General features: G+C 61.9%; 17 protein-coding genes. 10 read left to right on the top strand and 7 right to left on the bottom strand.

The window, feature by feature from the left end; all coding sequences use genetic code 11:
- Nucleotides 1-142: 142 nt before the first annotated feature.
- The gene (locus tag FJ319_11440) at nucleotides 143-1,651 is read right to left on the bottom strand and encodes a leucyl aminopeptidase (GenBank protein MBM3934893.1); all 1,509 of its coding nucleotides are present in this window, start codon (nucleotides 1,649-1,651) and stop codon (nucleotides 143-145) included.
- 104 nt (nucleotides 1,652-1,755) lie between these two features.
- Between FJ319_11440 and FJ319_11435 the strand changes: the two genes are divergently transcribed.
- Together FJ319_11435 and FJ319_11430 are read left to right on the top strand one after the other, a co-directional pair.
- The gene (locus FJ319_11435) at nucleotides 1,756-3,039 is read left to right on the top strand and encodes an aminotransferase class III-fold pyridoxal phosphate-dependent enzyme (GenBank protein MBM3934892.1); all 1,284 of its coding nucleotides are present in this window, start codon (nucleotides 1,756-1,758) and stop codon (nucleotides 3,037-3,039) included.
- A gap of 250 nt (nucleotides 3,040-3,289) precedes the next feature.
- Complete coding sequence (locus tag FJ319_11430; GenBank protein ID MBM3934891.1) at nucleotides 3,290-4,126, top strand: MBL fold metallo-hydrolase; 837 nt, start codon at nucleotides 3,290-3,292, stop codon at nucleotides 4,124-4,126.
- Here FJ319_11430 and mtaB read toward each other — a convergent pair.
- Nucleotides 4,123-5,427 carry a tRNA (N(6)-L-threonylcarbamoyladenosine(37)-C(2))-methylthiotransferase MtaB gene (mtaB, locus tag FJ319_11425; protein MBM3934890.1) on the bottom strand — a complete coding sequence of 435 codons (1,305 nt, stop codon included), beginning with the start codon at nucleotides 5,425-5,427 and terminating at the stop codon, nucleotides 4,123-4,125. The two genes, FJ319_11430 and mtaB, sit on opposite strands and share 4 nt — an antisense overlap.
- Before the next feature lie 114 nt (nucleotides 5,428-5,541).
- Here mtaB and FJ319_11420 point away from each other — a divergent pair, with 114 nt between their 5' ends.
- From FJ319_11420 to recJ, 5 genes are all read left to right on the top strand, one after another.
- Nucleotides 5,542-6,099 (top strand): cyclase family protein, encoded by a 558-nt coding sequence (locus FJ319_11420; GenBank protein ID MBM3934889.1) that lies wholly within the window; start codon nucleotides 5,542-5,544, stop codon nucleotides 6,097-6,099.
- Nucleotides 6,096-6,374: an NrdH-redoxin gene (locus FJ319_11415; GenBank protein ID MBM3934888.1), complete on the top strand. Its 279-nt coding sequence runs from the start codon at nucleotides 6,096-6,098 to the stop codon at nucleotides 6,372-6,374. The genes FJ319_11420 and FJ319_11415 overlap by 4 nt, the downstream gene beginning before the upstream one ends.
- Nucleotides 6,375-6,491: 117 nt before the next feature.
- Nucleotides 6,492-7,733 (top strand): beta-ketoacyl-ACP synthase II, encoded by a 1,242-nt coding sequence (gene fabF / locus FJ319_11410; protein MBM3934887.1) that lies wholly within the window; start codon nucleotides 6,492-6,494, stop codon nucleotides 7,731-7,733.
- Nucleotides 7,734-7,795: 62 nt separating this feature from the next.
- The gene (locus tag FJ319_11405; GenBank protein ID MBM3934886.1) at nucleotides 7,796-8,104 is read left to right on the top strand and encodes a hypothetical protein; all 309 of its coding nucleotides are present in this window, start codon (nucleotides 7,796-7,798) and stop codon (nucleotides 8,102-8,104) included.
- Nucleotides 8,105-8,125: 21 nt separating this feature from the next.
- The gene (gene recJ, locus FJ319_11400) at nucleotides 8,126-9,805 is read left to right on the top strand and encodes a single-stranded-DNA-specific exonuclease RecJ (protein ID MBM3934885.1); all 1,680 of its coding nucleotides are present in this window, start codon (nucleotides 8,126-8,128) and stop codon (nucleotides 9,803-9,805) included.
- A 56-nt stretch (nucleotides 9,806-9,861) separates the two neighbouring features.
- Here recJ and FJ319_11395 read toward each other — a convergent pair whose 3' ends face one another.
- A complete protein-coding gene (locus tag FJ319_11395) occupies nucleotides 9,862-10,332 on the bottom strand; it encodes a hypothetical protein (GenBank protein ID MBM3934884.1) in 471 nt (156 codons plus the stop codon).
- Nucleotides 10,333-10,422: 90 nt separating this feature from the next.
- A complete protein-coding gene (lgt, locus tag FJ319_11390; protein ID MBM3934883.1) occupies nucleotides 10,423-11,304 on the bottom strand; it encodes a prolipoprotein diacylglyceryl transferase in 882 nt (293 codons plus the stop codon).
- Between the two features lie 267 nt (nucleotides 11,305-11,571).
- On the opposite strand from lgt, the gene xerD reads away from it, so the two are divergent.
- The 3 genes from xerD (at nucleotide 11,572) to uvrC (ending at nucleotide 14,993) form a co-directional block, all read left to right on the top strand.
- Nucleotides 11,572-12,477, top strand: coding sequence for a site-specific tyrosine recombinase XerD (gene xerD / locus FJ319_11385; protein MBM3934882.1), 906 nt, complete (start codon nucleotides 11,572-11,574; stop codon nucleotides 12,475-12,477).
- Between the two features lie 137 nt (nucleotides 12,478-12,614).
- Nucleotides 12,615-12,980 (top strand): hypothetical protein, encoded by a 366-nt coding sequence (locus FJ319_11380; protein MBM3934881.1) that lies wholly within the window; start codon nucleotides 12,615-12,617, stop codon nucleotides 12,978-12,980.
- Nucleotides 12,981-13,037: 57 nt separating this feature from the next.
- Entirely contained in the window at nucleotides 13,038-14,993 is a 1,956-nt protein-coding gene (gene uvrC, locus FJ319_11375; protein ID MBM3934880.1) for an excinuclease ABC subunit UvrC, read from the top strand.
- A gap of 74 nt (nucleotides 14,994-15,067) precedes the next feature.
- On the opposite strand, the gene FJ319_11370 is transcribed toward uvrC, so the two are convergent.
- The 3 genes from FJ319_11370 to FJ319_11360 are packed head-to-tail and all read right to left on the bottom strand — an operon-like array spanning nucleotide 15,068 to nucleotide 17,742.
- The gene (locus tag FJ319_11370) at nucleotides 15,068-15,445 is read right to left on the bottom strand and encodes a four helix bundle protein (protein MBM3934879.1); all 378 of its coding nucleotides are present in this window, start codon (nucleotides 15,443-15,445) and stop codon (nucleotides 15,068-15,070) included.
- Between the two features lie 28 nt (nucleotides 15,446-15,473).
- Nucleotides 15,474-16,334 carry an SPFH/Band 7/PHB domain protein gene (locus tag FJ319_11365; GenBank protein ID MBM3934878.1) on the bottom strand — a complete coding sequence of 287 codons (861 nt, stop codon included), beginning with the start codon at nucleotides 16,332-16,334 and terminating at the stop codon, nucleotides 15,474-15,476.
- Nucleotides 16,321-17,742, bottom strand: a complete 1,422-nt coding sequence (locus FJ319_11360) for a nodulation protein NfeD (GenBank protein ID MBM3934877.1) — start codon at nucleotides 17,740-17,742, stop codon at nucleotides 16,321-16,323. The genes FJ319_11365 and FJ319_11360 overlap by 14 nt, the downstream gene beginning before the upstream one ends.
- Nucleotides 17,743-18,488: the final 746 nt, after the last annotated feature.

Raw genomic sequence — 18,488 nt, 5'->3', positions numbered from 1 at the left:
GCCCAAGGATCGAAAGCCGGGTCCAGATCACCCTTGGAGATCGAGACTGATTCAACAAAAACCAGTCGTACTGACAAAATCACTGAGCAGTAAGACTGACAAAGTCATTGAGCATTGACAGCGCTGCCCTGCAAAATGAGCGTCAGGAGCGTCCAAGATTGACCGCCAGCTGCGCAAGCGAGCGCACCATGACGCCGGTTGCGCCCTTGACGTTGGTCCCCGTAACACCGTCTGCCATTGAAGTGCCCGCGATGTCCAGGTGGGCCCATGCCGCGCCCGCCGCGAACTCGCCGATGATGTGCGCGCCGGTGATGGACCCGGCCGGGCGGCCGCCCGTGTTCTTGATATCCGCCCACTCGCTCTTGTACTGGTCCTTGTAGTCGTCGAACATCGGAAGCTGCCACATGCGCTCTCCGGTCTGCTTCCCCGCCTCCAGCACGCTGTCGATGAGCTGCTGGTTGTTGCCGAACACACCGGTGCAGACCTTGCCGAGGCCGATGATCATCGCGCCGGTGAGCGTTGCCACGTCGACGATACGCTCAATGCCGAGCGATCGCGCGTACGCCATGGCGTCGGCGAGAACGAGGCGGCCCTCGGCGTCCGTATTGTCGATTTCTATCGTCTTGCCGTTCATCGTCTTAACGATATCGCCTGGGCGCTGGGCCCGGCCGCCGGGCATGTTCTCGGTCGCGGGGACAATCGCATACACGTTGATGCGCGGCTTGAGGCGACCAATGACCTTCATTGCAGAGATAACCGCGGCACCGCCTGCCATGTCGCCCTTCATATCGCCCATGTTTTCGGACGGCTTGATTGATATGCCGCCGCTGTCGAAGGTTATTCCCTTGCCAAGCAGTCCGAGGTTGTTGGTCGGGTTTTCAGGATCGCCGGTGTACTTGAGCACAATGAGCTTCGGCGGCTCCACGCTACCCTGTGCGACGCCCAGGAAGGCGCCCATGCCGAGCTCCTTCATGCGCGGCCGCTCAATAACATCGAGCCCCAGGCTGGCCTCGCGGGAGACCTCCAGCGCGCGCTCCGCCATCCGGGTCGGGGTCATCACATTCCCGGGTTCGTTAATCATGTCCCGGGCGAACACGGTGGCCTCAGCGAGCATCCGTCCGTGCGTGACGCCGGCTTCAATCTCTCCAATCTTTGCGGCATCGGCCTCGACGATTTCGATCTCCTTGATCTCTTTGCGAGTGGCGGCGTCCGATGTTTTGTACTTGTCGAACCTGTAAAGTCCGAGAAGCGCTCCCTCCGTGACCGCTTCGGCCGCCTGCCGCGCGTCCAGGCCGCCGACGCCGGCGCCGTGGACGATGGTGGCGATTCGCTCAACCGAGATCCCGCGCAGGTGTCGGCAGGCCGCGGCCATCGCCGTGCGGACCGCATCTGCGCCGAATTTCTCTTGCTTCCCGAGCCCGACCACCACCACCCGCGCCGGGGCCATTTTGCCGAGCGTGTGCAACAGGGTGACCTCTCCCAGCTTGCCTTTGGTCTCGCCGTCAGCGATCAGGGCAGCAATAGCGCCGCCAAGGGCGCTGTCCACAGCCCCCGCGGCGCCGCCGGGGGAGGCAACGCCCTCGAAGAGATTCACGATGATAGCGGCCGCGGGGCGGGCCGTAATGTCTCCGGCGACGACGCGAATGTCCATGAGCACTCCGTGGGGGTTTAGGCGTGTGTTAGAGCCGACGCGGTCGTGATAACATGTAGCCGCGCGTCAGACAAATTATAGAGTAAGGGCGCAAAGGAGAGTAGATGACTGGGCGAAGGGTTACTCCTAGAGAGCAAGATACCATTAAAAGGGCGAAGAAATTTCTGCCCGGCGGCAGCACGGGCAATATGTTCGCCGAGGTCATCATCGACCGTGGCCAGGGCAGCCATGTCTGGGATATCAGCGGCAACGAGTACGTGGACTATCTTCTCGGCTCCGGCCCCATGGTGATCGGGCACGCCCACCCCGAAGTCACCTCAGCTGTAATGACGCAGGTGCCCAAGGGCTCCACCTTCTTTGCCATGAGCGAGCCCTCCATTCAGCTCGCCGAAGAGATTGCGAAGGCCGTGCCTTGCGCCCAGAAGGTGCGCTATACGAGCACAGGCACCGAAGCTACCCTCTACGCGATGCGCGCCGCCAGGGCCTACCGGAAGAAGGACAAGGTCCTGAAGTTCGAGGGCGGCTTCCACGGGATGAACGACTACTCCCTGATGAGCCTGGCCCCCGCCAACCCGAAGGACTACCCGCACCCCGTGCCTGACACTCCGGGCATACCGAAGTCGATACAGAACGAGGTGCTGATCGCGCCATTCAACAACATTGAGACCACGTCTGCGATCATCGACAAGCACCACAACGAGCTTGGCGGCGTGATCGTCGAGCCGTTCCAGCGATTGCTCCCCCCGAAGCCGGGCTTCCTCCAGGGGCTGCGGGAAATCACTCAGCGATACGGCATCCCCCTGATTTTCGACGAGATCGTGACCGGCTTTCGGTTCTCCTACGGCGGCGCCCAGGAGTATTACGGCGTGACGCCGGACATGTGCACGCTCGGCAAGGTAGTCGCGGGCGGCTACCCGTTGGCCGCCGTTGCGGGCCGTGACGAGATCATGAAACACTTCGATCCGTCATCCGTTGCCAAGGGCGAGCAGATGGTCCAGATCGGCACCCTTAACGGCAACCCGATCGCCTGCGCGGCAGGGCTTGCCACGCTGAAGGTGCTCAAAAAGCCGGGCACATACGAGAAGCTTTTTGCCAACGGCAAGAGGATCCGCGAAGGTCTCCAGAGCGCGCTCAACGAGGCGGAGATCCCAGCAAAGGTGGTGGGCGAGGACCCGCTCTTCGACGTGTTCTTCACCACCGAGGACGTGTACGACTACCGCTCAGGCCTGAAGGCGGACAAGCCCAAGCTCCTGAGGTGGAACAAGATGCTCATGGACCGCGGAATCTTCCGGGGCGATACGAAATTCTACGTCTCGGCTGTTCACACGGACGCAGACATCAAGCAGACGGTCGACGCATTCCGCTCAACGCTTTCTGAGCTTCAATAGGCGCTTTTCTGCCCCTGCAAGCCCTTCGCCGCATGCAATACATCGTGCGGCGAAGGGCCGCGGGGGTTGCCTACTTGACAAAATTGCCGCAAGAAAATATGTTTCTCCAGGGGTTTCGCACACCGGGGGCATTGAAGCCCGACCGGTTTGCAGCCATACTGTATAGTGACCTCTTTTTACCACGATTACGCCGTTCATCGTCCACAACAGCAACGGATTTTCGGGACCCATTGCCCCGGGAGGCACACCTTTGAAGGTCGGCACAACCCTCGTCAACATTGTCAGCGACGGCACGTACCTGATGGACGGGGGCGCTGTGTTCGGCCAGCTTCCGAGGGCGGTGTGGGAGCTGCACGTCCGGCCGGACCGCAAGAACCGCATACGTCTCGGCATCAACTCGCTTCTTGTCCAGATGCCGGGCTTGAACGTGCTGGTCGACACCGGGGCGGGCACCAAGCAGCTGAACAGGTTCAAGGATGACTACAGCCTCAACGGCAACAAGCTGCTTCGTGAGATAAAAAAACACGGTCTGACCGCCAGGGATATCGACGTGGTCGTGATGACCAACCTGCTTTTCGACCAGAGCGGCGGATGCAGCAAACTCGATCGTTCCGGGGACGCAGTACCGACCTTCCCTAAAGCCAAGTACATAGTGCAGAAACAGGCATGGGAACAGGCCGCCAACCCCAACGAAAGGGCGGCGGGAAGCTATTTTAAGGATGACTTCGCTCCCCTTTCAGACGGTGGAGTGTTGAAGCTTGTGGAAGGCGACACCGAGATTGCCCCCGGCGTACGGACGAGGCTCACCGGCGGTCCGACGAGCGGCCACCAGATCGTGCTCGTGGAGATCGGAAGCGCCCGCATAGCCTATGTGGGCAAGCTCATGCCCACCCAATACCACGTTGATCTGACTTGCATCTCCGCCATGGACCACGACCCCAACCAGACACTGGACAGGAAGAAGGAACTACTGAAAATGGCCCTGGCCGGTGGCTGGCTCCTCATCTTCGGCAATTCCTCGGAAACGTGCGGCGCTTACATAGAGCAGCGTAACGGCAAAACAACTCTCCAAACGGTTAACATCTAACCCATCACTTCAGCCACAACGCCGTCCCTGGAGTCACGCAGGAGCCTGGCGCCGGTGATGCGGTTGCCCAGGTCTTGCGGGGATGGAGCAATCACGCGAACATAGTTGTCCGTGAGGCCAGCCCAGTGCTGCTCGCCGTTCACAAGCCTCGGGTTTTCCCAAAGGACCTGCCGAACGGCGCCGAAAAGTCCGTCGCGGTACTCTGCCGCGCTCCGGCCGGCGAGCTCCAGCAGCCGCGCCATGCGCTCCCGCTTCACCCCATCGTCAAGCTGGTCAACGTAATGCGTCGCGCTTGTTCCGGGCCTTTGAGAGTACGGGAATACATGAATTCCCGCGAAACCCACTCGCTCGCACAGGCTGAACGTCGCCTCAAAATCGGCATCAGTCTCGCCTGGAAAGCCAACAATGACGTCTGTGGTGATGGAGACTCCCGGAACACTCCGCCTGACGAGGCCTACCGCCTCGAGGTATCTGGAGGCTGTGTAGCGGCGGCGCATGCGGGCCAGAACGGCGTCGCTGCCGCTCTGGAGGGGAATGTGAAAGTGCGGGGCGAGACGGCTGTCCGACCAGAGGGCCAGTATGTCTGGCCCAATCTCCTGCGCCTGAAGAGAAGACATGCGCAGCCTGGGCATGGCGCATTCGCTGAGGATGCGTCGCACAAGGCCCTTCAAGTCCATCCCTTCGAGGTCGAAGCCATACGAGCCGAGTTGAGTCCCGGTGAGAACAATCTCCATGTACCCTTCCGCCACGTGGGAGGAAATGCGCGATACAATGTCGCCCGCTGGTATGCTGCGCTCCCTGCCGCGCACCCTGGGCACAATGCAGTACGCGCAGACCTGGTCGCACCCTTCCTGTATCTTGATCGTCGCGCGCGTCCGAAAGGCACGCGGAGCGATCGTCATAGGATGCGCGGCCGGGCGTTCCGCCATCCGGCCTCCGCCTTCCACGATGCGTTGCACCAGGTCCGGCTTGGCCGTGTTGCCGGCGACGATATCCACCCCCGGTATCTTTCCCAGCGCCACCGGAGACCGTTGGGCAAAACACCCGGTGGCGACCACGGTTGCCGTGGGGTTGCGCTCCCGCGCGCCGCGAAGCGCCTTCCGCGCCTTGCGGTCCGCAACGTGAGTCACAGTGCATGTGTTCACGATGTAGACATCCGCAGGCCCGTCCTCGCCGACGAGACGGTAGCCGGCGCTCATAAGCTGCGCAGCGAGCTCGGCGGAGTCCGCGATGTTCAGCTTGCAGCCGTGCGTCTCAATCGCTGCCGTGGGCTGGCTTTGGTCTGTGGCGGAAGGGTTCAAAACGGCTCCAAAAGGTTACTGCTGTTTGCTATTATAGGAACTTGAAGAAATCCGGAGCAACGAGAGACGGCGCAAATTAAGCTGTATGACATAACTCGGCCTATCGTGCCCGGCATGCAGGTGTATCCTGGAGACCCGCCCGTGTCCGTTTCCAGGGTAAAACACGTGGCGAACGGCGACCCGTTCACCCTGACGGCTATCTCGATGGGGTCTCACACGGGTACGCACATTGACGCTCCTGCCCATTTCTTCCCCGCGGGGTCCACCGTGGACGACCTGCCGTTGGATACGGTCTTCGGCGACGCATATGTGGCGGAGCTCGGTCCGGTGGTCGAAATCACCCCTGAGCACCTGCGGGCTGCGGCAGTGCCGACCGGCGTGCAGCGCCTACTTCTCAAGACCGGGGCGGACAGCACACTATCCCCGGAAGCGGCGGCGGCCATTGTCGCCTCCGGCATCAAGCTCGTCGGCATCGAAGGGCAGTCAGTCGACACCGTATCTGAAGGTCGCTACTCAGCGCACAGGACGCTCCTCGGTTCAGGCGTTCTCGTGGTTGAAAATCTGGACTTGTCCGCTGTGCCTCAGGGATACTACGTACTGGTATGCCTGCCGATTAAATTAGTCGGACTGGACGGTGCGCCGGCCAGGACAGTCCTGATTGGAGTCTCATGAGCAGCGAAAAGATAGTGGTCTTCGGCGCCATGTGGTGTGGGGACTGCAGGCGCGCCAAGAGCTTCTTCGACTCCTTCAACGTTCCCTACGAATGGGTCGATGTGGACGCTGATCCGAGCGCTGCGCAGAAAGTCATCGAGATAAATCGGGGGATGAGGAGCATACCCACGATCATCTTTCCTGATGGGTCCGTGCTGGTTGAGCCGTCCAACCTGGAGCTGGCAAGGAAGCTGGGTATAGGCGCGTCGGCCGGGGCCTATCCTGTGCGACCATAGCGCCCGTCCGGGTTGCCTGCGAGCGTGATTCCAGCTTTATTTTTCTTCAAGTTTTGGTATACCCTGTCCTGGGTGTGGATGTTGGGAGCGGAACGCATCTAAGGAGTACCTTGTCACATGAGCCGTCGAGTGGTGGTCACAGGTATCGGCCTGATCAGCCCCGTGGGGGTGAACAGGGACGCTACCTGGCAGGGACTCGTTGCGGGCAGGTCCGGAATCGATACGATAAGCTCATTCAACCCTGAAGGGCTTGAGACCACCATCGCCGGAGAGGTGAAGGGGTTCGCCCCTACCCAGCACATCGGCCGAAAAGAGGCGGGCAAGATGGACAGGTTCGCCCAGCTCGCCGTCGTGGCCGCGATGGAGGCTGTCCAGCACGCCGGCCTGAAAATAGACGCGTCCAACGCCGAGCGTGTTTCGGTGATGATCGCCAGCGGCATCGGAGGGATCATTACGCTCTCTGAGCAGATCGGCGTGCTCGAGTCCAAGGGGGCTTCCAGGGTTAGCCCATTTCTTGTGCCCAAGATGCTGCCTGACATGGCGTCCGGGCAGGTCTCTATGACGCTGGGGGCCAAGGGACCGAATTTTTCGACTGTTTCCGCATGCTCCAGCGGAGGGGATGCCATCGGCACCGCGATGGAGTTCCTGCGGCTGGGCATCGCAGACGTGGTGCTGGCCGGGGGCGCGGAGGCTGCGATCTGCCCTATCGGCGTGGCCGGGTTCAACGCCTGCAAGGCGCTCTCCCGGCGGAACAATGAGCCGCGAAAGGCATCCAGGCCATTCGATGCGCAGCGGGACGGCTTTGTGCTGGGCGAAGGCTCCGGCGTGCTGGTGCTGGAGACTCTTGAGCACGCCGTCAAGCGCGGCGCGCAGCCGATCGCAGAGCTGGTGGGGTACGGGTCCACTTCGGACGCGCACCACATAACGCAGCCCGCGCCCGGCGGCGAGGGCGGCGCGAGGGCGATGAACATAGCGCTTGACAAGGCGCACATGAAGCCCGTGGACATTGACTACGTGAACGCTCACGGGACCTCTACGCCCATAAACGACAAGTTCGAGACGGCGGCGATGAAGACCGTCTTCGGCGCAGAAGCGGCGAAGATCCGGATCAGCTCCACCAAGTCGATGACCGGGCACCTCCTGGGCGCGAGCGGAGCGCTGGAGGCGGGCATATCCGTCCTCTCCATCGCCAACGGCGTCATACCGCCGACGATAAACCTGGAGGAGCCGGACCCGGAGTGCGACCTGGACTATACCCCCCACATGGCCCGTCGTGGGAGGGTGAGGACGGCGATGAGCAACTCGTTCGGCTTCGGCGGCCACAACGTGAGCCTAATCTTCAAGGAGTTCGCAGAGTAGACGGGCAATTCTATCGTGACCTGATTGGCTGGATTCCGAGTTTCGTTCCGAGGTGGTGTGGGATGTTTATGTGGGAATCGATCATGTTGTTGTGCTGCACAGTGGGCGCATGGGGCTTCTACTCGGAGTTCGCGTGGGTCACCGACCGGATCAAGCGGCGCAAGATTGTCGAGCGCGGAGCGGTCGTCAAGCCACCGCCTACAATCGGCGACCATTTCACCAGGATGATGGTGGCTATTGTGGGCATCGCCTGCGTTGCGGCGTTATACTTAAGAAACCCCGAGGAAGGCCGCATCGCCGCCGCGCTGGTGCTCGTCGTCTTCGTGGTGCTCGCAATCGCCAGCGGCAAGTTCTTCCGCATCAAGAACTAACTCGCCCATGTAGAGGGACCCATGACGGAAAAGGCATGGAGGAAGCGCCCGGCGCCGCCGATCGGCTTCGCCAGGGAGCTGGGGTTGCCTCCATTCCAGGCCCACCTCCTCTACGCACGCGGCATTCGTACCCCTGACGAGCAAGATGCCTTTCTTCGGGCGGACGCCGGCCTGGCCCACAACCCTTCGCTACTGCCGGACATGGAGAAGGCGGTTGCCCGGGTCCGGAAGGCACTCGACGCCCGTGAGACAATCGGCGTCTTCGGCGACTTCGACACCGACGGCATAAGCGGCACCGCGCTGATTGTCCAGGCGCTCCGGGACCTGGGGGCGAACGTCGTCTCGTACCTGCCCCACAGGACGGATGAAGGCCACGGCCTCAACATCGAGGCGGTGGAGACGCTGCGGTCCCATGGCGTGTCCCTGCTGATCACCGTTGACTGCGGCGTGAGCTCTTACCGGGAAGTGGAGTCTGCGCGCGGCTGCGGCATCGACACGATCATTACCGACCATCACACCCTCCCCGTCGAGCCTCCGCGCGCGACTGCGATCATTCACCCGCTCTGGACGGGCTCGCGCTACCCGTTCATGGGTCTCACGGGCGCCGGCCTTGCATACAAGCTTGCCGAGGCACTGTACGCGGACCTTGGACGGCCCCGACCCGACCACCTGATGGAGCTCGCCGCGCTCGGCACCGTGTCCGACCTTGGACCGCTCACTGGGGAGAACCGCTATATTGTCCGCCGCGGGCTGGAGAGCTTGAACAGCACGCAGCACATGGGCCTGCGGGCGCTGATCGAGCGGGCCGGGCTAAAGCTCGGCTCGCTCGACTCGGAGTCCCTCTCCTTCCAGATCATACCCAGACTGAACGCCGCCGGGCGCCTCGGCGACGCGATGTTGAGCCTCGACCTCCTTACCGCATCCAAGGCCGAGATAGCGGTGTCCATCGCCGAGAGGCTGGAGCGCCAGAACCAGGAGCGCAAGCTGCTGGCTGAGAGCAGCATCGCGGACGCCCGCAGACAGGTTGAGACCGGGGCCGGGCTGCCACCCATCATCATCGTGGAGAAGCAGGATTGGCTCCCGGGCATCCTGGGCCTGATCGCCGGCAACCTGTCCGAGATGTACTACCGGCCCGTAATCGCCGTCCTGGTCGAGGAGGCGTACTCCCGCGCGAGTGCCAGGAGCATACCCGAATTCAACATCGTAGACGCGCTCGGCGCAAGCAAGGGTCTGTTCAGCCGCTACGGCGGCCACCCCCAGGCAGCCGGTTTCGCCCTTCCCACCCGCGACCTGCCGCAGCTCAAGGCCGAGCTACTCGCGCTGGCACACGGCAAGCTGCGCCATGCCCAGCTATCGCCGGCCGTGGACGTCGACTGCGAAATAACCCCTGCGCTGCTCACGGACAAGAATCTGGAGTTCATCCAGCGCATGCAGCCCTTCGGCGAGGGCAATCCGCAGCCCGTCTTCCTCACCCGCTACGCCCGCGTCCTGGACGCCCGCAAGGTGGGCCAGCGCCAGGACCACCTCAAGATGCGCCTCAGCCACGACGGCGCAACGTGGGACGCCATCGCCTTCCGACAGGGCAACCGGCCGGTCGTCCCCGGCAACGTGGTGGACGTGGTCTACACCGCCGGCCTCAACACGTGGAACGGCCACACCTCGCTACAGCTCAACGTGCAGGACTTCAAGGTCGTCCGATAGCGTGGCGACAGCTGATGGTAATGCGCACTTCGTTCAGCTGCTGCCGCATCGCGCCGTCAGTCGAAGTCGACCTTCTCATTCCGCTCGCCGTGCTGCCCAGCTTTCGCCTCCCGGGGCGGCCTGACCCTGCCCACAATCATGTACGCCCAGTACGCGGCGAAGACGGAGACGAAGGTGTATACGACGAGGAGCCAGCTCTGCGAGCCGATGACCCAAACTGAAACGACAAAACAGCCTAGAATAAAGTACAGGACCATCCTGCGGCGGGCCTTGGTCTTTTCCTCGGCGGTGCGTTCGTGCTTCTCCAGCCCGAACGCTTTGCGGCGGTCGTAGAAGCCCAAAAGCAGGCCGGACATGTTGAATGTGAACCACACGTTCGCTGTCCAGCTGAACAACGCCAGGGGCACCGTGAGCAGCATCATCAACCAGTTGCCGTCGCCGCGCCACCACAGGAGCAAGACTATCACCGTGGGGAGTGCGAGGGTGGCGACGTAGCGGATTGTGAGTGCGGTCCGCTGGTCTTTCAAATTTAGATGTACTCCGGCAAACAAAATGGCCCCGGCACTTGCCGAGGCCATTCTAACAAGACAAGGGTCAGGCGCAAGCCCTGCGGTGTGCTAGAGGCCCACCTTGCGGGCCTTGCGGCGGCGCTCGGCGCGGGTGCCGCGGACTGCGGGAGCGGCGACGACCTCGTCCTCGGGCGCCTTCTTCTGGAAGCGTGCGCGGACGATCAGGATCGGAAGGGTGATCGCCAGCACCAGGAGCGCGATGTAGTGAGCCTCTTGCATGCCGAACGCCCAGATGCGGTCCTCGCGGAAGAACGAGATGATGAACCTGCCGGTGGCGTAAAGGGCCATGTAAAGGGCGAACAGCATGCCATTGGGCCGAATCCGGCCCCGGAGCGCCCACACGATTGCCATCGACATTGTGTTCCACAGGATCTCATAGAGGATAACGGGGTGCACTGCGTTGTTGTAGCCGTTGGCGCAGCTAAGCGCCGCCGTCTCGCTGTGCGTCCACTGCATGCCGAAGAAGAGGTCCGTCGCCTTCGCGCAGTGCTCGCCGTTGACGATGTCGCCAATGCGCCCGATCGACTGCGCGAACGCGAGCGCCGGCGCGGTGAGGTCGGCAATGAGGCCTACCGGGTGTTTGGCAAGCGCCGCGTACCCTGCGCCGCCGATGAATCCGCCAAGGATGCCGCCCCACAGGCCGATGCCGCCGTTCCAAATGGCGAAGATCTGCCCCGGGTTGTCCGCGTACAGGACGTTCCAGTTGTCGATCACGTGCACAACGCGCGCGCCTATTACGCCGCCAATGATCGCCCAGATGGCGATTGAATAGATGTCGTCGGGGTCGATCCCTTTCATCGGCGCCCAGCGGCCGACGAGTATCACTCCGGTGGCGACTGCGACGAAGCTCAAGAAGCCGTGCCAGCTCACGAGAAACGACTGGAGGAAGTCAGCCGACCATAAATTTGGCACTATATCGATTTCAATCATGGAAATTCCTGTACGGCGGTGTGAAAACTTGTTTTACTCTACGTATGTCGCATAATAGATGTCAAGAGATGGCAGTGGGCAGTGGGCAGTGAGCCAAGGAAAGCGCAAACGGCTGTTGGCTGTCAACCCACTGCCCACTGCCCACTGCCACTCCCCGTAGCTTAACCCAAATCGCTTGATTTTATACAAAAGAAACCTAGCGAAGAAATCCAAAATGTGTGCTAGAATTATATGTCTACTCTACAGAACATTAATAAGTGAAGAGATATGAACCAAACAGTTGACCGATTCCTCAACTACACAACCGTAGAGCGCGGACTCTCCCCAAACACGCTCGCCGCTTACAAGAACGATCTCAACCAGCTCGTTGAGTTCCTGGATAAGCGTAACCCGAACGCCAAAGGGGATGAGACCTGGAAACAGGTGACCTCCAAGGTGGTTTCGGACTATGTTCTCCAGCTCCACGAGAAGGGGTTCTCAGACACGACCCGCGCGCGCAAGGTCGCCTCCGCCAAGTCGCTGTTCAGCTTCCTACTTCAGGAGGGGATCATCGAACAGGACCCCACCGAGAACGTCAGCTCCCCCAGGGTAGGCCGCTCCCTCCCGGAAGCCCTGACCGTGGAGGAGATCAAAACCCTCCTGGAGACGCCCAAAGGCCCTGCCCCGGACGCGATGCGCGACAGGGCGATGCTGGAGCTTCTGTATGCGACGGGCATCAGGGTCAGCGAGCTGGTGGCGCTCAACATTCAGGATGTTGACCTCCAGCAGAGCTTCGTCCGATGCTACGGCAAGGGCGCGAAGGAGAGGCTCATCCCGATCCACTCCCACGCCGTGGACGTTGTGAAGTCGTATATCATCGAGGGCAGGCCGATGATCGCCAACGGGCGGTCCGGACCGACGCTGTTCCTTAACCACCGTGGCGAGAGACTTACCCGGCAGGGCTTCTGGCTCATCCTGCGCGGCCTCGCCCGCAAGGCCGGCATACAGCGCAAGATCACGCCGCACACGCTGCGGCACAGCTTCGCCACGCACTTGCTTCGCGGCGGCGCTCCGCTGAGGCACGTCCAGGAGCTCCTTGGCCACGCGAGCATAACGACCACCCAGGTTTACACGCACCTGACAAGCGAGCATGTGCGGGCCGAGTACGAGCGCTCGCATCCCCGGGCGCGGTAGCTTCGGGATAGGCTATCGCACAATTACGGCAAATAAGAGATAATACGCAGGCCGGGCTTCGCCCGGCACTACCGTTCAGAGTCTCCGTCGTGAGAGATGGGGTAACGGTGAGAGGATTCTCTGGAGGACTTTTCTAGATGCCAGGCAAAGACCACCGCGCAGCATCACGTCAGGCGCGGCTTCGCGATTCAAGGCGACGGCGCGTAGGCTCGCCCACCGGCAGCCAGCTACTTGACGGCCCGGTCTCCACCCCCGCTCCCATGGCACCCGTGGCGGACGATGAGGGCGAGTCGGAACTAGATGCCATGAAGACCGGGACGCCCCGCCGCAGGGCATCGGCACTCGGCTCCGGCAAGGTTGAGCCGGTCCGGCGCACCCGCAGGTCATCCACCTACGCTGCCCCTCCCGCAACACAGTTCGTTGGCGGTGAGCTCAGGCAAATTGCTATCATTACTACGCTTATAGTAGCAATTCTCATAGCTTGCACGTTCGTCCTGGGTTAACGGTGATGGCCTGAGCGCCCCGGCTTTCCCCGGGGCGCTCCGCAATCAGGCCAAACATTGGAAAACCAGGCCTTCTCAGACAGGCTCAAAGCAGCACCCACCAAGCCGGGCGTCTACCAGATGCGGGACGCCAAAGGCGACGTGCTGTACGTTGGAAAGGCCTCCCGCCTCCGCAACCGCCTCCGCCAGTACTTCGCCGGGTCCAGCAACCTCCCACCCAAGATACAGAGCCTCGTGGCGAACGTCGTCGACTTCGACTTCATCGTCACCGAGTCGGAGCAAGAGGCTTTGCTGCTCGAGTCCAACCTCATCAAGCACCACCGGCCCGTCTATAACGCGCGGCTGAAGGACGACAAGAGCTACCCCTTCATCAAGATCGATACCACCGAGGACTTCCCACAGGTGTATATCACCCGCCGCGTTGCCAGGGACGGCGCGAAGTACTTCGGCCCATTCGCCAGCGCCGGCAGCGTCCGCCGCACCCTCGCCCTGCTCAAGAAGCTCTTCCCTTACCGCTCCTGCACAATTGTTATCACGGGCAAGGAGCCGCGGCCGTGCCTGGACTACTACATCAAGCGGTGCGCCGGCCCGTGCATCGGGGCGGTGAACACGGAGCAGTACGGGGAGATCATCGACCAGGTGGTCATGTTCCTTGAGGGCAAGACGGACAGCATCGTCAAGTCGCTCTCGCGCCGGATGTCGCAGGCGGCCGAGACCCTGGAGTTCGAGCGCGCAGCGGCGCTGCGCGACCAGATACAGTCGATTGAGAAGGTCCACGAGGGCCAGAAGGTCCTGAACCTGAGCGGCGAGAATATGGACGTCGTCGCAATGGCCTCCGGCGAGAACGAGGCGCGCGTGGAGGTCTTCTTCGTCCGCCAGGGGAAGCTCATCGGCCGCGACAACTTCACGATGACGGGCACGCAGGACGACGACCCCGGCACCGTTATCGCCGCGTTCGTCGAGCAGTTCTATGACGTGAACCCTTACATCCCGCCCAAGGTCCTGCTCCAGCACACCATCGATGACGAGACGCTCGTTCGAGAGTGGCTTGAGAAGAAGAGGGTCGGCAAGGTGGAGCTGCTGGTCCCCCAGCGCGGAGAGAAGAAGCGCCTGGTGGAGATGGTTGCGGAGAACGCCCGCGAGGGGCTGGACCAGATGAAGGTCCGCAAGGCGCAGGACAACACTATCGCCGACCAGGCGATGGCGGAGATTCAGGAAGCGCTCGGCCTCCCTGCCCTGCCCTCTCGCATCGAGTGTTACGACATCTCGAATATCCAGGGCACTAACACCGTGGGGAGCATGGTCGTGTTCGAGGAGGGCAAGCCCAAGACGGCCCACTATCGGCGCTTCAAGATCAAGACGGTCCAGGGAGTGGACGACTACTCTTCCATGCGCGAGATGCTTACCAGGCGCTTCAAGCGGCTGTCCACACAGTCTCCGGCGGAGTCCGGCGAGACGCTGCTCTCCGCGCCGTCCTCGGTGGAGAAGCTCCGGGAGGCCCCGGTGCTGGACGAGCAGCGCCGGACAACTCACGTTGAGGCGGAGGACGCCGAGCCTGTGCCGCCACGGCAAGACGCGGCGTGGGAGCTAGCCCCGGACCTGGTGATCATCGACGGCGGCAAGGGCCATCTGGGCGCGGCGCTGCAGGTATTCCTTGAGCTGGGGATAACGAACATCCCGCTCTCGAGCCTTGCGAAGGAGAACGAAGAGATATTCCTTCCCTACACTCCTGAGCCAATCATCCTCCCGCGCGACTCGCAGGGCCTCTTCCTGGTGCAGCGCATCCGCGACGAGGCGCACCGCTTCGCGATCACCTTCCACCGGGAGCGCCGCTCCAAGACCAACCTCCGCTCGGTAATCGACGATATCCCAGGCATAGGCCCCCGCCGCCGCCGCATGCTCCTCCGCAAGTTCGGCTCCGTCCGCGGCATCAAGGACGCCGCGATAGACGATATCGCGGCGGTGCCCGGCATGACGCGCAAGCTGGCGGAGAAGGTGAAAGAGGCGCTGTAAAGAGAAGTATGAATGATGAATTATGAAGTGGAGGCAGGAAGCCATAGGTCCGGAGTCACACCGTTTCTATCAGCCTATCCCTTGTTAATCTTCGCTGACTTTGAAATTGTGGTGAAGATGGAGAGAGGCTGGTCGCACTCGTCGCGCAAACTGGACGTTTTGGACTCCGGGACCGTAGGCGATTCCGCAAGAAGCTCAAGCCAATATGCGGTTTCGTCGAGCTCCTTGAGGCAGTCTCCAATCTTGGATATGAACTCGGACTTTGATCTCGCCCGATAGGCTTCGCGGTAATTGGCGCCGACAGATGTACCTGAACGAAGCACTTGTCTTCCGATGACATCTGCGGCGGCCGACTTCGGCAACGCGGAGTACATCCTGACCACTCGCAAAGCAAAGTCCTTAGTTCGAATCTTCAGGTCTCTCGGCTCGAACTCCCCGCTTTGACCATTCATACTTCATAATTCATACTTCATAATTCTCCTACTTCTTCTCCCCGTCCCCGTTCATCCCATTCACCATGCCTGCCAGCGGCTTCAGGAGGCTGGTGAACTCCATGGGGAAGATCCACTTCGTCGACTGGCCCTGGCCCATGTGCTTCAGGGTCTCGAAGTACTGAAGGCTCAGGGTGTTTGAGTCGATGCCCTTCGCTACGGTGAATATCTTGTCCAGGGCTGTGCTGTAGCCCTCGGCGCGCAGGATGGCCGCCTGCTTGTCGCCCTCGGCTGAGAGGATTTCGGCCTGACGCTGGCCCTCTGCCTTGAGAATCGCCGATGCCTTTTCGCCTTCAGCGACTGTAACCGCCGCCTCTTTGGTGCCTTCGGCTTCACGGACGACGGCCCTGCGCAGGCGCTCGGCAGACATCTGGCGGTTCATTGCATCCTGGATGTCCTTGGGCGGCTCGATCTCGCGTATTTCCACGTTTGAGACCTTGATGCCCCAGCGGGCGGTCTCGGAGTCCAGCTTCTCGCGCAGTACGCTGTTGATGCGCTCGCGCTGGGACAGCACGGCGTCCAGGTCCAGATCGCCGACGACGGCGCGGAGGGTAGTGGTTGCCAGACCGATGACGGCCGCGCGGTAGTTCTCAACCTCCAGGACGGCGCGCGAGGCGTACTCCGCCATGACGCGCATGTAGATCAGGAAGTCGATGTCTATCGGCGCGTTGTCGCGCGTGATGTTCGTCTGGCGCGGGATGTCGATCACCTCCGTGCGCAGATCAACCCTGGTACCGGAATGGATGATCGGGATGAGGAACACAGGGCCGGGCCCCTTCATGCCCGTGAATTTGCCCCACTTGAACAGGGCGATCCGCTGGTAGTCACGCATGAAGTTAATGATTGCCATCGGCTTCTCCTGGTACCGGCTTAACGGTATCGGCGGGAATCTCCACGCCGTTGCCTTTGAATACCTTCAGGGTCAGCCCATCCACGTCCAGCACTATTACCTCAGACCCCTTTTCAATCGCATGCCCACTATCGGACACAGCGCTCCAGTCCTCTCCACCCACACGCACTACGCCTCGGGGCGAAAGGTCGATAATCGCCAGTCCGGCCTTTCCCACAAGGTCCTTCGTCGTCGCGACCTGCGACCGTCCCGGGGCGGTCCGCAGCGTAGATACCATGTCGCGGACAACGAGCAGCAAGAACGCCGACACCGCGGCGGCAGCACCCACGATGAGCCATACGTTCACGCGGAAGCTGGGCGTCTCGATAGGCTCCGGCGTGAACCTGCCGAAGAGGAAGAACGCCCCTATGACGAATGCAATTACCGCAGCGACTCCGAAGAACGTGGCGCCGGGCGTATGAAGCTCCATGGCAAACAGGCCCAGCGACAGCAGGATGAGGCCGATGCCGACCCAGTTCACCGGCAGGTTGCCGAAGGCAACGAACGCAAGGGCCAGGCAGATGACGCCGAAGACGCCTGGGCCGGTCAGCCCGGGCGTGAATATCTCAATAAGCACGCCAATGCCACCGAGGACGAGCAGGAGAAACGCTACGTTGGGATTGGATATGAAGCCGACGAACGACTCCACGAGCGTCTTTTCTGTTTCGTGAACGGGCAGGCCTGAGGTCCTAACAACGGCGTCCCCGCTGCGAAGGCGCACGGTGCGGCCGTCCACCATCGCCCGGAGGCCCGGAATGTCCGAGGCGATCACGTCCACCACGCGCTGGTCCACGGCCTCGGTCGCGGAGTATGCGGCTGCGCCGGTCACCGTGGCCTCGAGCGCCTCCGCATTGCGTCCGCGCTCCTGGGCGATGCTGCGGATGAAGGCCGCGGCGTCCTGCGTGGCCTTTGACTTGAGGGTGTCCGGCAGGTCCTCGCCGCTGCCGGCGATGGGCGACGCCGCGCCTATGTTCGTTCCCGGCGCCATGGCGGCGATGTGCCCGGCTGCGGTGATAAACGTGCCGGCCGAGGCGGCCTGCGCGCCCGGCGGGGAGACGTAGACTATCACCGGGATGCGCGCGCTCATGATCTCCTCCACCATGTCGCGCGTGGAGTCCAGCAGGCCGCCGGGAGTGTCCAGGACAACGACCAGCGCCGCGGCGCCGCCATGCTCGGCGTCGGAGATGCCGCGCTCAAGGAAATCGGCTGTGACGGGGCTGATCGTTCCGTCTATCGTGATGACGTCTAGCCTCGTCCCGGAAATGACTGCGCCCTGGGCGCTGGCGGTCGGCACGGCGAGCGACAGCGCCGCCCCGCCGAAGCCAAGGACGATCAGGACCACCGCAACTATATGACGAAGCTTGCTCATATGGGCCTATCTTAGCACTTTGCCGAACGGGAGTTCACAATACGACACTAGTAGATTAGGCCAACGCGGCTCTTTGCGCATCACAGAAGTCTGTGATTCTTGGGATAGTAGCGGGCGAGATGGGAATCACAGAGGAGGGCCGAATGGTCGGCTCCGGTAGGGGCAGGTCTGAGACCTGCCCTCGTTGGATGCGGGAGTGGTCGTCACAGCCAGGCAAGGCCCCTATCGGTAGGGATCTCTGGCTTAGAAGGCCCAACGGGCGTCCGGTGAGGGCGGGTCTCAGACCACCTGCTCCAACTAATTCGATTTTCCGAGTTTTGATTTATGCCTTGTCCGCTGTCCTGGGCCTAACGCCCTGAAGGAGCGTGTTCCCTGAGCCCAGCCCAACGGGCTGGGTAAGGTCCGGCACACCGAACGGCCTGAAGGGCCGTGTTAAGTCCACACCGAAGGATGCCCCCGAGAACACGTTGACATGGCCTGGATAACACGCCCTTTCAGGGCGTTTCGTTAATTGGTCTCTTTACCCAGCCCGTTGGGCTGGGCTCAGGGAACACGGCCCTTCAGCAACTGTCTTGGAAGTCAATAGAGATTCTGGCTCTTTCAGCGTTTTGTCGTCGGATTTTTTGGACAGTGCTCCGCCTTGCTGCCAATGGGCAGCGCCGGCGCTGCCCATTGGCAGCAAGATATCTCACCAGGAGAGCGTCTGTGGATCAGGCCGCTTTGGCCATGGCCTTGTTCAGGTGCTC

Source organism: SAR202 cluster bacterium, from assembly GCA_016872355.1.
GTDB lineage: Bacteria > Chloroflexota > Dehalococcoidia > Lucifugimonadales > VGZY01 > VGZY01.
This window is presented reverse-complemented; position numbering and strand designations above follow the sequence as displayed.

Coding starts and splice junctions, on each gene's coding strand:
- FJ319_11440 (MBM3934893.1), bottom strand. CDS start 1,651: ATGGACATTCGCGTCGTCGCCGGAGACATTACGGCCCGCCCCGCGGCC.
- FJ319_11435 (MBM3934892.1), top strand. CDS start 1,756: ATGACTGGGCGAAGGGTTACTCCTAGAGAGCAAGATACCATTAAAAGG.
- FJ319_11420 (MBM3934889.1), top strand. CDS start 5,542: ATGCAGGTGTATCCTGGAGACCCGCCCGTGTCCGTTTCCAGGGTAAAA.
- FJ319_11415 (MBM3934888.1), top strand. CDS start 6,096: ATGAGCAGCGAAAAGATAGTGGTCTTCGGCGCCATGTGGTGTGGGGAC.
- fabF (MBM3934887.1), top strand. CDS start 6,492: ATGAGCCGTCGAGTGGTGGTCACAGGTATCGGCCTGATCAGCCCCGTG.
- FJ319_11405 (MBM3934886.1), top strand. CDS start 7,796: ATGTTTATGTGGGAATCGATCATGTTGTTGTGCTGCACAGTGGGCGCA.
- recJ (MBM3934885.1), top strand. CDS start 8,126: ATGACGGAAAAGGCATGGAGGAAGCGCCCGGCGCCGCCGATCGGCTTC.
- lgt (MBM3934883.1), bottom strand. CDS start 11,304: ATGATTGAAATCGATATAGTGCCAAATTTATGGTCGGCTGACTTCCTC.
- xerD (MBM3934882.1), top strand. CDS start 11,572: ATGAACCAAACAGTTGACCGATTCCTCAACTACACAACCGTAGAGCGC.
- FJ319_11380 (MBM3934881.1), top strand. CDS start 12,615: ATGCCAGGCAAAGACCACCGCGCAGCATCACGTCAGGCGCGGCTTCGC.
- FJ319_11370 (MBM3934879.1), bottom strand. CDS start 15,445: ATGAATGGTCAAAGCGGGGAGTTCGAGCCGAGAGACCTGAAGATTCGA.
- FJ319_11365 (MBM3934878.1), bottom strand. CDS start 16,334: ATGGCAATCATTAACTTCATGCGTGACTACCAGCGGATCGCCCTGTTC.
- FJ319_11360 (MBM3934877.1), bottom strand. CDS start 17,742: ATGAGCAAGCTTCGTCATATAGTTGCGGTGGTCCTGATCGTCCTTGGC.